Origin of the sequence: Methanosaeta sp. UBA356 (assembly GCF_002496465.1) — an archaeon.
In the GTDB taxonomy this organism is placed as follows: Archaea; Halobacteriota; Methanosarcinia; order Methanotrichales; family Methanotrichaceae; genus Methanothrix; species Methanothrix soehngenii.
On record NZ_DAKC01000075.1, the window covers coordinates 1 to 14577 of the forward strand.

The 14577-nt window shown below is 51.4% G+C and carries 15 protein-coding genes and 1 CRISPR repeat array; of the genes, 8 read left to right on the forward strand and 7 right to left on the reverse strand.

Annotation, left to right across the window (positions count from 1 at the left end):
* The first annotated feature begins 290 nt into the window (after positions 1-290).
* Positions 291-866: an acetate uptake transporter gene (locus BP727_RS06500; protein ID WP_013719816.1), complete on the forward strand. Its 576-nt coding sequence runs from the start codon at positions 291-293 to the stop codon at positions 864-866.
* Positions 867-975: 109 nt separating this feature from the next.
* Here the strand turns inward: BP727_RS06500 and BP727_RS06505 are convergent, their stop codons facing one another.
* Entirely contained in the window at positions 976-1863 is an 888-nt protein-coding gene (locus BP727_RS06505; RefSeq protein ID WP_273271246.1) for a hypothetical protein, read from the reverse strand.
* A 673-nt stretch (positions 1864-2536) separates the two neighbouring features.
* On the opposite strand from BP727_RS06505, the gene BP727_RS06510 reads away from it, so the two are divergent.
* The 6 genes from BP727_RS06510 to BP727_RS06535 all read left to right on the forward strand — a co-directional run bounded on the left by BP727_RS06510 (position 2537) and on the right by BP727_RS06535 (position 9669).
* Positions 2537-4669: a thioredoxin domain-containing protein gene (locus tag BP727_RS06510; RefSeq protein WP_013719814.1), complete on the forward strand. Its 2133-nt coding sequence runs from the start codon at positions 2537-2539 to the stop codon at positions 4667-4669.
* Positions 4670-5083: 414 nt separating this feature from the next.
* On the forward strand, positions 5084-5701 hold the full coding sequence (locus BP727_RS06515) for a RimK-like ATPgrasp N-terminal domain-containing protein (RefSeq protein ID WP_273466349.1): 618 nt from the start codon (positions 5084-5086) through the stop codon (positions 5699-5701).
* Positions 5694-6722, forward strand: a complete 1029-nt coding sequence (locus tag BP727_RS06520) for an ATP-grasp domain-containing protein (protein WP_013719812.1) — start codon at positions 5694-5696, stop codon at positions 6720-6722. The genes BP727_RS06515 and BP727_RS06520 overlap by 8 nt, the downstream gene beginning before the upstream one ends.
* A gap of 62 nt (positions 6723-6784) precedes the next feature.
* Positions 6785-7276 carry a YkgJ family cysteine cluster protein gene (locus BP727_RS06525; RefSeq protein ID WP_013719811.1) on the forward strand — a complete coding sequence of 164 codons (492 nt, stop codon included), beginning with the start codon at positions 6785-6787 and terminating at the stop codon, positions 7274-7276.
* Between the two features lie 6 nt (positions 7277-7282).
* The gene (locus tag BP727_RS06530; protein ID WP_286857952.1) at positions 7283-8464 is read left to right on the forward strand and encodes a glutamate-cysteine ligase family protein; all 1182 of its coding nucleotides are present in this window, start codon (positions 7283-7285) and stop codon (positions 8462-8464) included.
* A gap of 68 nt (positions 8465-8532) precedes the next feature.
* Complete coding sequence (locus BP727_RS06535; protein ID WP_276620937.1) at positions 8533-9669, forward strand: pyridoxal phosphate-dependent aminotransferase; 1137 nt, start codon at positions 8533-8535, stop codon at positions 9667-9669.
* Between the two features lie 234 nt (positions 9670-9903).
* Here the strand turns inward: BP727_RS06535 and BP727_RS06540 are convergent, their stop codons facing one another.
* The 6 genes from BP727_RS06540 to BP727_RS06560 form a co-directional block, all read right to left on the reverse strand.
* Positions 9904-10095 (reverse strand): type II toxin-antitoxin system HicB family antitoxin, encoded by a 192-nt coding sequence (locus BP727_RS06540; protein ID WP_013719808.1) that lies wholly within the window; start codon positions 10093-10095, stop codon positions 9904-9906.
* 33 nt (positions 10096-10128) lie between these two features.
* Positions 10129-10353, reverse strand: coding sequence for a type II toxin-antitoxin system HicA family toxin (locus BP727_RS13575; protein WP_324307022.1), 225 nt, complete (start codon positions 10351-10353; stop codon positions 10129-10131).
* Entirely contained in the window at positions 10343-10603 is a 261-nt protein-coding gene (locus BP727_RS06545; RefSeq protein WP_048132303.1) for a type II toxin-antitoxin system HicB family antitoxin, read from the reverse strand. Before BP727_RS06545 ends, BP727_RS13575 begins: the two co-directional genes overlap by 11 nt.
* A gap of 75 nt (positions 10604-10678) precedes the next feature.
* Entirely contained in the window at positions 10679-10864 is a 186-nt protein-coding gene (locus tag BP727_RS06550; protein WP_193373737.1) for a hypothetical protein, read from the reverse strand.
* 57 nt (positions 10865-10921) lie between these two features.
* On the reverse strand, positions 10922-11209 hold the full coding sequence (locus BP727_RS06555; RefSeq protein ID WP_273278321.1) for a type II toxin-antitoxin system MqsA family antitoxin: 288 nt from the start codon (positions 11207-11209) through the stop codon (positions 10922-10924).
* Entirely contained in the window at positions 11176-11481 is a 306-nt protein-coding gene (locus BP727_RS06560; RefSeq protein WP_013719804.1) for a DUF4258 domain-containing protein, read from the reverse strand. Before BP727_RS06560 ends, BP727_RS06555 begins: the two co-directional genes overlap by 34 nt.
* Positions 11482-11805: 324 nt before the next feature.
* On the opposite strand from BP727_RS06560, the gene BP727_RS06565 reads away from it, so the two are divergent.
* Entirely contained in the window at positions 11806-13683 is a 1878-nt protein-coding gene (locus BP727_RS06565; RefSeq protein WP_276619961.1) for a DNA polymerase, read from the forward strand.
* A gap of 502 nt (positions 13684-14185) precedes the next feature.
* Positions 14186-14517: a CRISPR direct-repeat array (repeat unit 36 nt; unit sequence GTTTCAATTGGGCCACTTCTTAGCAGAAATGGATAG).
* The last annotated feature ends 60 nt before the right edge of the window (positions 14518-14577 follow it).

A 14577-nucleotide genomic window follows, 5' to 3' on the forward strand; every position in this document is an offset into this window, starting at 1 on the left:
AACCTTTGATATGCCGATCCTCCCACCCATATCTTATAAAAAAAAAAGCTGATATAATGATTTAATGGCCCTGATGGCGAGGGTGATTTGCAGGAGCACATCGTCCTCCAGTAAGTGTATTATTTATCATTAACTTATCAAAAAGATATCTAAGTAGGGTTGATATCGATCATTTAGCATTATTATCAATTAATATTTTTAAGGATAAAGGATTAATATTTAGTAATATAATGATGGCTGCATCAGTAATCTAGGAGGGAAAGAATACGGAAGATTTTAAGAAAGGAGCGATGAGTTCGCTGCGACTAATCGATAACACCGCAAATCCAGCTCCATTAGGCCTGCTGGGCTTTGGTATGACCACTGTTCTGCTGAATATTCACAATGCAGGATACTATGAGCTGAATACAATGATCCTGGCCATGGGAATATTTTATGGCGGCATGGCCCAGATCATCGCCGGAATAATGGAGTGGAAGAAGAACAACACCTTCGGGACCACTGCCTTCACATCCTACGGCCTCTTCTGGCTCACTCTTGTGGGATTGCTCCTCATGCCAAGTCTTGGCCTTGGCACTGCAACCAGCAAGGTTGCCTTTGCGGCCTATTTCTTTATGTGGGGGCTGTTCACCTTTGTGATGTTCATCGGAACCCTGAGGATCAATAGAGCTCTGCAGGTAGTATTCTTAACTCTAACCATTCTATTCTTCCTGCTGGCGGCCAGAGACTACTTCGGAAGCGCCGCCATCGGGACGCTGGCCGGATATGAAGGCATCATCTGCGGACTATCTGCGATCTACGCAGCACTGGCTCAGGTCTTGAATGAGGTATACAAGAAGGTGGTCTTGCCACTGGGACCAGTATAAAACGGTAGCAGCTTTCGCATAATAAGGATTGTGACCTTCCGATCCTGCAATTCTTTTTTTTAACAATTCCTTATAAAAATCGCAAAAAGAGGTGATTGCCAGGAGCTACCTAGCAATCTATGCCATCACAGGGTGGCTGGTTGTCCTTTTCGGGTACGGGATTCTCATGGAACTTTATGAGCTTCTCAGCCTCGAATGTTCCGGAGAACAGCTCGTGGGCTTTGATGTCCTTGTAGAATATCCTATGCCATGTGGCATCCGTGCCCCAGGTACCATTGAAGGAGTTCTTGGTCTCCAGGCCGATCAGGTGGGCAGGGTTATAGGTACCATCCTTGGAGGTCATCAGCTTCTCGACTGCATCGGTGTCCCTACCGGCATTCTTCAGCCTTTTTATGAGCTCCTCAGGAGTTATGCTATGCTTGGATTCGGCCATGTACTTGGAGTACTCCAGAGGATAATAGGTCTGAAGGAGCTTCAAGTAGTCATCGCACTGAGGATCAGCGGGCTCCTGGGGATCGTATGGCGTGGTTGAGACAAAGAATGTCGTCTGGTCCTTCTCCATCTCTGTTACCGCGAAGGTCTCCTGGACGTTGGCTCCTATGCCGCCATAGAACGCCTTTGAATTGAGGAACTTGGCTCCCATCAGTGGCGTGTCTCCAGCATAGGTCAATTTCGTACTCTCATACATGTTCAGGCCGGATTTGTTACCACCATTAACCGAAGATATATTTCTCTTCAGCTTATCGGAATTTTGCGAATAAGCATGCTCAGAGTCGAGCTCGAAATCGCCATCTCCAGCCATTGTATTGTAGTATTCGAGAGCGATCTTCTTATCGACTATGGATGTGCTAACATCTATGATTCCGGTTCCGGATACCTTTTGGCTCTCACAAAACTGTTCATACTGTACAGGAGGCACAAGCGGTGGATTAGCCATCGCTATGCAGCAAAGCAATTGGGCTACGACTATAGCTATCGCAACTAATACTCCCTTCATATTTCAAATTCACCCCTATACTCCAAAGAGTATACTCCCAATTTATCTCAAAAGGATATAAACATATCGAATACTGTAGAGATGGAGTATCATCTGAATATTCGGAGAAATGATAGCAATCATATTAAAAATAATGGTGATGATATTCTGATAGAGATTTGGATTAAAGAGTATCATAAGATCTTACCAGATGGTGTTTGGTGGTATTGACAAGAAGAAATATTTTGGCGCGAATCTTTGACAGATCTACAATACAAATAATATTAGTATTATACGTGAAGAGCAGGATCTCAGACCGCTGATCAAATCTGACGGATCAAATCTGACGGCTCCTCGCTATATTGTATGGGTGAACCTGAATCGCAAACTCGTTGCATCTTTGCGCATCTGTGGTAAGACGCGATGCTCTGACCCAACCACAAAGGGCCCATGATCCTCAGGCAGCGATCATGCCCAAAGCATGAAAAACCAGTATGCTTTAAGAGTTTTTCATGCGGAGACACAGAGTAACAAAGGCTATAATCTCTGCTGGGCCCACCCACTTAATTCAGCGAAAAGCCAATCTGACTCTTGGCCATGCGTTTGACTCTATTTGATCCGACTCATCAAGAATCCCGTCTGATATACCGATCTGATATATACAAGAGAGCATCAATAGCTATCCAAGGTTGCCATGACAGAAGATCCCAGCTCCGGCATAGATCCGTCAAGATCCAGCTGCCAGCAAAACCGCCTTTGTAAAGAGAAGAGCCCCTATCTATTGCAGCATGCCTGCAATCCAGTGGACTGGTACCCCTGGGGAGAGGAGGCATTCGAGGCAGCCAGAAGGGAGGATAAACCGATCTTTCTCTCTGTGGGCTACTCCACCTGCCACTGGTGTCATGTCATGGCCCACGAGTCCTTTGAGGATCCCAATGTGGCCCGCCTCCTGAATCAGTCCTTCATCTGCATCAAGGTCGATCGGGAGGAGAGGCCGGACATAGACCAGATCTACATGGCCGCGGCCATAGCTGTCAGCGGCAGAGGGGGATGGCCATTGACCGTTATGATGACTCCTGATAAAAAACCCTTCTTCGCTGCCACTTACATACCAAAAAAAGGGCATATGGGCCTGACGGGATTGATGGAGCTGATCGCTCAGGTCAAGGAGATGTGGGATAACGATCGAGAGAGCCTCATGAGCTCGGCGAACATCATCGTGGATCATCTGAAGGGACGGCAGAGCGGCAGGGGAGCAGGCGTGCAGAAGGAGGCTCATAAGGACTCCCTCTCGGGGTCGCCATTCGATTCTTCTCTTCTTTCCCGGGGCTATAGCGCCCTCTCTTCGATCTACGATCCTGAGAATGGTGGCTTTGGCACCGCCCCCAAGTTTCCCACCCCCCATCACATATTGTTCCTTCTGCGCTGCTGGAAGAGAACCAAAAACATCCTGCCCCTGGAGATGGCCAAGACCACCCTTCAGGGCATGAGGATGGGAGGGATCTACGATCATGTGGGATTCGGATTTCACAGATACTCCACCGATCCGGAGTGGTTCGTACCCCACTTCGAGAAGATGCTCTATGACCAGGCGCTCCTGGCCATGGCCTATGCTGAGGCCTATCAGGCCACGGGTGAGGAGGAGTACGCTCAGACGGTGCGCGAGATCCTGGAGTACATCCTGAGGGATATGACCTCTCCCGAGGGAGGCTTCTACTCGGCTGAGGACGCTGATAGCGAGGGAGAGGAGGGCAAATTCTACACCTGGACCGCAGTTGAGCTAAAGGAGTCCCTGGGCGAAGAGGATTTCCGGCTATTGATCCGGCTATTCGATGTCTATGAGAGCGGGAACTATGAGGGGGAAAGAAACATCCTCAGGCAACGATCAAGCTTTAGCGATGCTGCTAGTGTCCTGAAGATCCCGGAGGAGGAGCTGTACCACCGCTCCAGCGATATGATATCCCGACTCTATTTGGCCAGAGAGAAGAGGGTCCATCCCCTCAAGGACGACAAGATCCTCACCGACTGGAATGGATTGATGATCGCTGCCCTGGCACGGGCGGCAGGAGCCCTGCAGGACCCCGATCTCGCTACGGCAGCCAGCAGGGCGGCGGACTTTCTCTTAGAGGTGATGCGGACCCCTGAGGGGCGTCTGATGCATCGCTACCGGCAGGGAGCAGATATTCAGGCCAACCTGGATGACTATGCCTTCCTCATCTGGGGATTGATCGAGCTGTATGAGGCGACATTCGATGTCAAGTATCTGAAGGCGGCAGTCCATCTGAATGAGATCATGGATAAGCACTTCTGGGATGGGGAGGCAGGGGGCTTTTTCTTCACTGCGGATGATGGCGAGGAGCTGCTGGTCAGAAAGAAGGAGTACTACGATGGCGCTCTGCCTTCTGGAAACTCCATTGCCCTCCTAAACCTCCTCAGGCTGCTGCATTTGACGGGAGATACAAGCTTAGAGGAGAAGGCCGCCCTCCTCGCTCGCTCTGCCCTTCCTGCAGTCTCCGCCCAGCCCCTGGGGTATACAATGCTTCTCTGTGCCCTGGACTATGCTCTGGGACCTACGTATGAGGTAGCCCTGGTCGGCAGCCTGGAGGACGGGGGACTGAAAGAGATGCTGGCCGCGATAAGAATTAGATTCCTGCCCAATAAAGCGGTGGTTTTAGCATCAGGAAGCGAGATCGTCATGCTCGCTCCCTTTACCAGAGATCTGGTCCCGGTCAAGGGAAAGGCCGCGGCTTATGTCTGCTCGGATCACGTCTGCCAGCTTCCAGCAACCAATGCGGCAGAGCTGATGGCTCTATTAGAGAAAAATTAGCATCCGCCCTTGAATTGGGTGGAATGAGTGCTCTGGAATATCCTCGCGAAATATCTCTGAATTCCAGGGGCCGATTTCCATTTCTTGTTGGAATAAATCGAATCTGATCCGGACGGGGGATTTCAGGGATCGGTTCAAAGGCATCTGGACGACAACGATAAATACTACATGCTGACTAGAACGCTCTTCGGGGATTTCAGATTTCAGAGATTGAAGTTGCATCCGATCCGGAGCGGCACCGTAGTCACATAAGGCACCGTAGGGTACCGTCTGGAAAAAAACCTGAATGGCAGCACAATATAGACAATGTGGACGCAAATCTGTCCAAAGCAAAAGACCTATTCTCTCACACGCAGATCGTGCGGTGATCATTTAATGAACCAACGACGGGATCAGATTCCTAAGAAGGATATAATGTACACCTTAGTGGAAGATGACTCTCAGTACATCGTCAATGAGAGCTACTTCTACAAGACTGAGCCGTACTATGCCATTGTCAAGAGTGAGAATGAGGGGATCATAACCACTCCCAGCAGCAGGGATGTTTTAGACGCCTATATCGTTCCTATATGCCTGGAGAAGGCCAAGCTGGCGGGCATCTCCGTCTGCGACTGGACTGTATCCTACCAGTTCGTGCCCCTTCCGGCCATCATCTATGGCCTGAACTACTTCTCCACTCCCAGTGAGTACTTCCTGGTGAATGATCATGACGAGGCAAAGAAGGTGGTAAAGCACATCACCAACCACGGAAGGTATCCTTTCTGCTACCAGAAGATCGCTGATACCTCTGCCGTTACCAGATGCGTCTCCATTTTCGGCCGAAGCCTGAACTGCTGTGAAGAGGTAGCAGAGATTGCGGAGAAGATCTACCAGGTCTTCAAGCTGCCATTGGTGGAGATCGTAATGGTGAAGGACAACTCTGGCACCTATAATCTCTCTTCCCTGGCGCCGGTGAAATACTCTCAATTATCCAAAGAGGAAAAAGAAATGCTCCAGGACCTTCTGGACAAGAGGGTGAAACGCTTTGAGTAAACTTGGAATCTTCGTCAATAGAAAGACATTGAGCAGCTCCTCTCAGCTCATGGCCCTGGTGAAGTGCCGGGATGTGGCAGAGAGCATGGGCCATACCGTCGAGTTCATCTTTCCCGTGGATATGAAAAAGATTCCCCGACTGGATGCGCTCTTCATCCGTGCCGACACAGATCCCATGAACACCACCTACGTGGCCGCCAGGATGGCGGAGATGTACGGCGTGCCGGTGATAGACGACCCCACATCCATCAGGATCTGCGCCGACAAGATAAACATGTACATGCACCTGCAGAAAGAAGGCGTCTCCATGCCTAAGACCAGGTTTCTGAAGAAGAGGGAATTAGATGACCAGCAGGCAAGGCAGCTTTTCGATGAGCTGGGCAGCCCTCTGGTTCTCAAAGAGCCGTCAACATCCTTCTCGGTGCGGGTGGAGAAGGTCTCGGATGTGGAGGAGCTCTTGAAGGTGGCCAAGAGGTTCTTCAAGCTATCCGACTGGATTGTGGTTCAGGAGTACATCGAGAGCCGGTTCGACTGGCGGGTGGGGGTGATCAATGGCCAGTTGCTTTACGCCTGCCGGTATATCATACCCTCGGAGACCTTCAAGATCCAGGCCTCTGTCAACGGCCATATCGTCTATTGCGATGTGGAGAGCGTGCCCGCTGATCAGGTGCCGCCAGAGGTAATAGATCTGGGAAAGCAAGCGGCAGGGGCTATCGGTAAAGGATTGTATGGAGTGGACATAAAAGAGAGCAACGGAAAGCTCTTCGTCATCGAGGTGAACGACAATCCCTCTCTGGAAGGGGGAGAGGATGAACATTACCCGGAGATGTTCGGACAGATCATCTCTCATCTCGTATCCGCCCAGGCTCTGGACGATGCCCGAGACCTTTCCATGGGGACGATCTCTTCTGCCGGTCTGATGGGCAGATATCAGCAGGAAGCTGAATTTACCTATGCACAGGTCGGCCAATGGGGCGAGAGCGACATCTACTCCAGCGACATCGACTCTAAAGAGGGGTAGATCAACTTTTTTATTGAATAGGCTAAATGATGATTTCGCACTATCTAAGAGATGATATTTGAATGGATGAGGACCTTTGCCAGACCCTGAGCCGGGCCTGCGATGATTGCCATCTGGCTGGTGGCTGCTGCTTTGAGGCCAGGCCTCCCCTGAGCCAGAAGCGGATTGATATACTTATGGAAAACGGCGTCAGCGCGGATGCGATCGAGTTTGTCGGATATAAGAGGCTCCGCCTCAGGCAGGATGGATTCTGTGTGCTCTTCCGGGATGGGAAGTGCAGCATCCATGATATCAAGCCTGAGACCTGCGTAGCCGGGCCGTTCACCTTTGATATTGAGGATGATATGCTGCAGATATTCCTCAAGAGGGAGAGCATCTGTCCCATGGTTCGATTCCTAAGGGCTAACCGGAAGGCATACGATGCCCTCTTCGAGACCTCTGTGGAGAAGATCATGGATCTGATAAGAAGCGTGCCTGAGGAGGAGATGGCCCAGATTCTACAGATCGATGAGCCCCAGACTGATCTTGTGGCGGAGATCCGGCTGGAGGACTGAAAAAGGATGCCATTGCAATTCGGGAGAGTATCCAGGGCAGCAATGCACCGGGCACAACCCGCACAATCTCATTTAGGAACGGAGCACGAGTACTCCATAAACGATAGCATCTTCCGCCCCCTGGCCATATCCGACAGGATCATCGAGAGGATAAATGGCAGGGTAGAACACGAGGTGGCCTTCGGGGGAATTCGGGTGTCCAAAGAGCTGCAAAAGCATGTCCTGGAGCTTATTCCGGCGTCTCCCGGCAACCTTGGCCGCCTGGAGGAGAATCTCTTTTCGGGACTGCAAGAGCTTTTCCGGGCGACGAAAAATGAGTACCAGTTCCTGGGCCTGGGAATGCATCCCCTGCTAACCCTGGATCAGACGACCTACTGGGATCACGATGAGCAGGACTACTACCAGGCATACGACCGGCTCTTTGGCATCAAGCAGCATGGCTGGCTGAACATCCAGGCGCTGCAGATCAATATTCCTTATAGGGATGAGCAGGAGCTGGTGGGGATGTTCAACAAGATTCGCTCGCTCATGCCCTATCTGGTGGCGGTGACTGCCTCCTCTCCCTTTGTCGAGGGACAAGTCAATTCCTATATGGACAGCCGGCTGGTGTACTACCGAAGAAATCAGTCCCAGATCCCCCAGATCTGCCGGAATGTGATTCCCGAGAGGCTGGAGGGTATCAGAGATTATGTCGAGATCAACCGCAATATCTATCGGGAATTGAAAAAGCAGCATGCTCAGATACTTTGCCACGAGTGGGTGAACTCCAGAGGGGAGATCGTGCGCTTCACCAGGAGGTGCCTGGAGATCAAGGCCATAGATGAGCAGGAGTGTCTGCATTCGGATATGGCGATCTGTGCTTTCATCATGGCCCTCCTCCGCACTGACTTGGAGCTGGAGGATAGTGAGAGCCATCTATTAGCTATGCTGGAGGATGGCATGCGTCGCGGGGTCGCCGCTATGAGGCCGGAGCTGGAGAGGCTCTATGCCCTGGCGGCGAGGAATGCCACCCGGGAGGAGCAGCGGTATCTTCCCCTGATCGAAAAGAGAATCGAGCAGGGCAGCCTGGCTGAGATCATGGTACAGAGGCAAAAGGAGGAGAAGGAGATCCTGCCCATGCTCTCTCAGCTGGCCTGGTGCTTGAAGGAGAATATCCCTTATTCTGCTGAGCCGAGGCGCTGCGGATGAGTGAGATGCTAATGAAAGGCGTTATTTAGGTCAACCGACAACTGGACTGACAGCATGGGAGAAGGATCTTGATCGCCAGGAGAGCAGAGGAGATTACGCCTTTCATTGTGATGGAGGTTTTAGAGAGGGCAAGGGAGCTGGAGAGGCAGGGAGTGGATGTCATCCATCTGGAGGTGGGGGAGCCGGATTTCGATGTCCCTTTAGCGGTCAAGGAGGCGACGAGAAAGGCTCTGGACCTGGGATTGACCCATTACACCCACAGCCTGGGGGATCTGGAGCTGCGGGAGGCCATTTGCCGGCATTATGAAAAGACCTATGGCGTTTTTATAAAGCCCGAGCAGGTGGTGGTGACCTCAGGCACCTCGCCGGCGATGATGCTTGTCTTCTCCGTTCTCCTGGAGAGGGGCCAGGAGGTGGTACTCTCCGATCCAGGCTACTCCTGTTATCCCAATTTCATAAGCTTCCTGGGGGGAGTGCCGGCAAGGGTTCCGGTCTATGAAAAGGACGGCTTCCAGCTGAGGGCGGAGGCGATCCGAGAGCGGATCGGGGACCAGACCCGGGCCATTCTGATCAACTCCCCCTCCAATCCCACAGGAAACCTCCTCTCTGGGGAGAACATGAAGGCCATCGCCGGGCTCGGCCCATACATCATCTCCGATGAGATCTATCACGGACTGGTTTATGAGGGAAAGGAGCATTCCATCCTGGAGTTCACAGATCATGCCTTTGTGCTGAACGGCTACTCCAAGCTCTATGCCATGACCGGGCTGAGGCTGGGATATCTGATCGCTCCGGAGAGGTTCGTCCGGCCCATTCAGAAGATGCAGCAGAACTTCTTCATCTGCGCCAGCTCCCTTGCCCAGAGGGCGGGAATTGCTGCTTTAGAGGAGACCGGCCCGGATGTGGCAGAGATGAAGAGGATTTACAATCAGCGGAGGAAGTTCATGGTCCGGCGATTGAGAGAGATGGGCTTTGGAATTACCGTTGAGCCGACGGGAGCTTTTTATGTCTTCGCCAATGCTCAGCATTTCTCTGGAGATTCTTATGCTCTGGCCTTCGATATTCTGGAAAAAGCCCATGTGGGAGTCACTCCGGGTATTGACTTTGGGCCCAGTGGAGAAGGATACTTGCGGTTTTCTTATGCCAACTCCCTGCAGAAGATAGCTGAAGGGCTGGAGAGGATTGAGAGGTATTTGAAGGGATGAGAGCTGGAGATAATTTAATGATCATTGCCCTTCTTGCCCCGGTAAATCGATCCCATTAGCCACCGGTATGATTTCAAAGGAGTCCGATCTATTCATGCTTTTCAGTGGATGACGCGAGTCGGCCCTCCGGGCTGCGGCCAACGAGACCCCCTCAGCGCCGGGGAGGCTTGAATAGGCAGGAAGGACGATATAAATACAATGTCTTGCTAGCGACTTGCGAGGTGAAACTGGGGCCTATGCAAGACTGGCAATCAGGCTTCGCTTCTGAGGAACGGGAATCGATCTGCCTATCTTTTTTGCAGTCTCCAGCCATAGTTTCATGGCGATCTTGACTTCCTGCAAAGCCCTTTCCTCTGTCTCGCCAAAGGCCGAGCAGCCAGGAAGCTCAGGTACAACGGCGATGGAGTAGATGATGGGAACGCACATTTTTTATCCCTTATGCCTTCTACACTCTTCAAATCAATTAGTCGATAGCCACTCCTCGCGGGAAATCCCACCTTCTCGAAGTATCTCAACTAGCAAGCTTATGCCTATTTCTTGTTTATGAGGATTGGGAATTCTGATGCGAGCGAATCCTCTGACCATGAATGAATGATCCGGTCCGGCGTACGGCCCAGAGAATCCCAGGCTTTTCAATCGTTTGATCAGATCCCGACGAGATACTGCAGTGAGCCTACTCGGCAACAGTCACCGACTCCTGCGGGGTGCTGATGGTATGGCCACCGATAGGAGGGATTGGATGCCCCAGCCGGACACCTAGAAGTATCCACTCTTCGATAACTCCAATAAGCCTTTTTCTGGCCTCTTCTACCGTCTTGCCCGTTGCCCATGCGCCGGGAAGCTCAGGGACCGATACAAAGATCGGCTCGTCTTCTCCTTCAAGCGTTTTATAGACTGCTCGCTCCAAGGATGCCTGAATGTATTCTGCGAACATATCATGACTCTATTTCCCGGAGGGAATTTAAAAGTAGTTATGTGCGTGGCCGCCACCACCGCCCCCAGGCGAGGATCATAAAAGGTGATTGCTGCTGCAGCGGGTGAGCTGTGCTATTTGTGCAGTGCCATGCCATAGCGCTAGATGGCACCTCTGCACGATCAGCAGCGAGCCCCTGGGGATGTCGGGCAGAGGGGGCAGCGGCTCGGCGGGAGTGATGGGCGAGGAGACCGCGATGGAGTAGATGATGTGTACTGTCAATTCACATTCCTCCAAGATCCAGGCCTTCCTCCTGCCACTCTACTATTGGTGCTCCAATCAGGCAACCTCTTTCATTTTGAGTTCGACCTCACCCGCTGCAATGGGCTTTGCCAGGAGTCTTCCTTCACGAAAATCCTTGACAATCTTGTCGATCTCTCTGGAGGCTTCTGGTGTCAGGTAAGCCTCATCACAGATATCGCATATAAGGGCGGGTACATTCTTGATCACTAATACTCCATCATCAACCCTGGTGAGATACTCTGTCTTGCCCCGATGCAATCTTCCTCGACCGCAGTTGCAGATATCAGGAATCAATTCATTCTTCTCGTCATATTGTCTTTCCATTCTCCATCCTCCGGCCAGTAGACTGTGATTATTCGCAGATGGTTTTCGCAGAGAGCTACCACGGCGTGACAATATCGCCAGCCAGCTCTGCCAGCTATGAGAGCAGAGGGGCACGGCCTGCTGTCTGGATAGTCCTCTATTATACTTCCATCCAATATCAAATTAACTAAATCCTCAGTAGAAATGCCCCTCTCATCCATTCTCCTGTGGGCATGAAATGTTATTATATAATTATTCAGCAAGATTTGCTCCTTGATCTTGTCTATCAGCATTCCTCTGCCTCCTCCCTTTCGACCATTTACTGATACATTTAATACTATTTGGTATTAAGGATCTTCTGGAGAAAGAACAATAGCATCTAACCTGGCGCGACAGGCCTAAAAAAGGTTAGTATTCTCCAGGCGGCCCCGGTAGAACTGTATACCTGCATGCAGTTCAAGCCTGTAGCTCTATTTCTCCGTCGGGAGCGTCACATCCACCACCTGGCCCACCTGTCACTGCATGGCCCTGCGATCCCGCCCACCGTATCGAGGAGAGATGCTCTTCATTGAGATCCTCAGAAAGTTTATAGTGATTCTTCACAATTATTGGTTGATATGATCGATCGCCTTGAGCCCCAATCCATCACAATGGTTCAGTCGCTGCCTGAATGGGAATCCATATTAGGAGAGATAGAAATGGCTGGATTCTTTGGCCTTAATTTGACCGCCACCGGCCCCGATCCTCTGAGCTATGATATACAGAGAATCTCTCTCGCCGTTCCCAATGCTCCCAGCAGCAGCACAGTCTATACCGTCGATATAGCTGACCGCCCTGAGCTGAAAGAGGGCATCATCGGTGACCTGGCTGGGCTCTTGGAGAACGGGAGGATCAAGAAGACTCTGCACGACTCGAAGTTCGTTCTCTCATTCATCAGGGCAAGAGCCGGTCGAAAGCTGAACTTCTGCAGCGTCTTTGATATCATGCTCGCCTCTCAGATCTGCTGGTCTGGGTACTACTATCTGACTCCATCCGGCAATCCCAAAAATCCCTGGACGAAGAGGCTTGTCGATCACAGTCTGGCCTCTCTGGCGGAAAGGCATCTGGGAATCATTCTGGATGAAGAGGGTTGCCCTGCCCAAGGAGCGGCCGCCCTTTTGCCGCTTCATGATATCCTTGCGGAGCTATTGGCCAAAAACGATTTGCAGAGGGTGGCAGACCTGGAGTTTCGCGCAGCTATTGCCCTGGTGGAGATGGAGATCTCGGGGATTGGCCTGGACTCCTCTGGAGCAAGAGAGCTCATCGACCAGGAGGAGGATGAGATCATCGATCAGATCTGGAGGATGCAGTATGAGGCAGAGAGGAAGGGATTTGTCACAGTCTCATTTGACGGCAAAAGGCTCTGCTATTACCTGAATCCCGACCGGCAAGAGGATGTTATGGCCTTTCTGGCGAAGAGGGGCTACCGGCCTGCCAACACCAAAGCGGAGGTCCTGAAGAGCCTTGCTGCAGCAGGCTGCTCTTTCGCTGAGGCTCTTATGCGCTACAGGCATCTCTCCTATAATCTGCTGTTTCTGAACAAATGGCTGGAGAAGGTTCATCCTCTGGACGGCAGGGTTCATCCTCAGTACTTCCAGATTCCCTCCTCTACGGGGAGAATCAGCTCTCGCCATCCCAACGCCCAGCAGATCCCTCGCAGGGGAGATGATGCCCCGGCAATTAGGAGGCTATTTCGTCCGGCTGCAGGCAAAAGGTATGTCAAGGCCGACCTCTCCAATATCGAGCTGCGCATAATGGCCCGTATCTCCGGGGATGAGGCCATGCAGGAGGCCTTTATGAACAGCGTCGACCTGCACCGTCTGACTGCTTCCCGGATCAGCGGAACTCCCTTTGAAGAGGTGACTGATTCGCAGAGGCAGGCGGCCAAGGCCATGAACTTCCTTCTCATCTATGGAGGATCGGCGAAGAGCTTACAGTGGCGCATCCTCTCCGATTATGGCGAATTCATCTGCCTGGATGAGGCGGAAGAGCGCCTGGAGAAGTTCTTCTGCAGCTATCCGGGAGTGAGAGAGTGGCAGAAGATGCAGCTATCCCAGATGAGTTACACTATGCAGCACCACTTCCATAACTGCGTGCGTGGATTCTTCTCCCTGCCACTGACAGCCACCAGAACGATCCTCGGGCGGAGGCGGATCTGGCCGCGCTTTGGGGCAGGGATCACCGCCAGCAAGTTCCAGATGTACAATACCCCCTGCCAGGGGACGGGAGCGGATCTGATCAAGCTGGTGATGGCTGAGGTCTATGAGAAGCTGTCGGACGAGGAGGCGAGGATAATAGGCTCTATCCATGATGAGATCATCCTGGAGGTTCCCGAGGATCGAGCAGAGGAGTATGCTTCAAGGCTTAAGGAGATCATGGAGAGGATAGGATCCCAGATGCTATATCCAGTGCCTGTGAAGGCTGAGGCGAAGGTGATGAGAACTTTAGCGGAATGATCTGGCAAATTTTTTTTGAGGGCTGTATTCGCTGCGTCGATGGTTTTGGATTGAGATATATTAAATAGAAAATTCTCTTAGAAGGATAAAAATCTCGGGGCGGGCCTGGCTAAAGTCTTGAGCTGCTTTTATGAGGCTCGAAGGATATTGGATATAATGATTTCCCGAATCAAGTGCTGTTATCAAGGTTATTTTGATTTACACAGACTGTTTTTTAGTGCACGCCGCGAGTCGGCCCTGTGGGCCTCCCGCGCTAATGCCCTGGGCCCCCTCAACGCCGGGGAGGCTTGGGTACAAACGAAGCTGGCCGTTGATGGTCTTAGATACAACAATACGAATATTATTTGTATGTAGAATGAAAGTGCAACGTAAAACTCATATGCAAAAGCGAATGTTTAAGTATTTTATAATTAGCATCGAATTTTACAGGCGGACAGGGCCACTTCTTAGCAGAAATGGATAGAAAGGAAACTGGCTGGGATGCGAGCATTCACATTAACGGGTTTCAATTGGGCCACTTCTTAGCAGAAATGGATAGCCGCTGCCGGGGCGGCGGCCGCTAGGCGCGAATCCGTTCGTTTCAATTGGGCCACTTCTTAGCAGAAATGGATAGGGCCCATACTTCCCTTGCCGGGGATTAAAGATGGCTGTTTCAATTGGGCCACTTCTTAGCAGAAATGGATAGCCGGCTGGCATAGGACAGCAGAGGTAAAGAGAGCGGTCGGGTTTCAATTGGGCCACTTCTTAGCAGAAATGGATAGATGGATATCAGGGAAATGAATAAGAAGCTTGAAAAAGGTTTCAATTGGGCCACTTCTTAGCAGAAATGGATAGACCGATCCAGTTCTACGGGAAAAACGGAAACAGTAGCGTTTCCCATGGAAAACCAAAAAA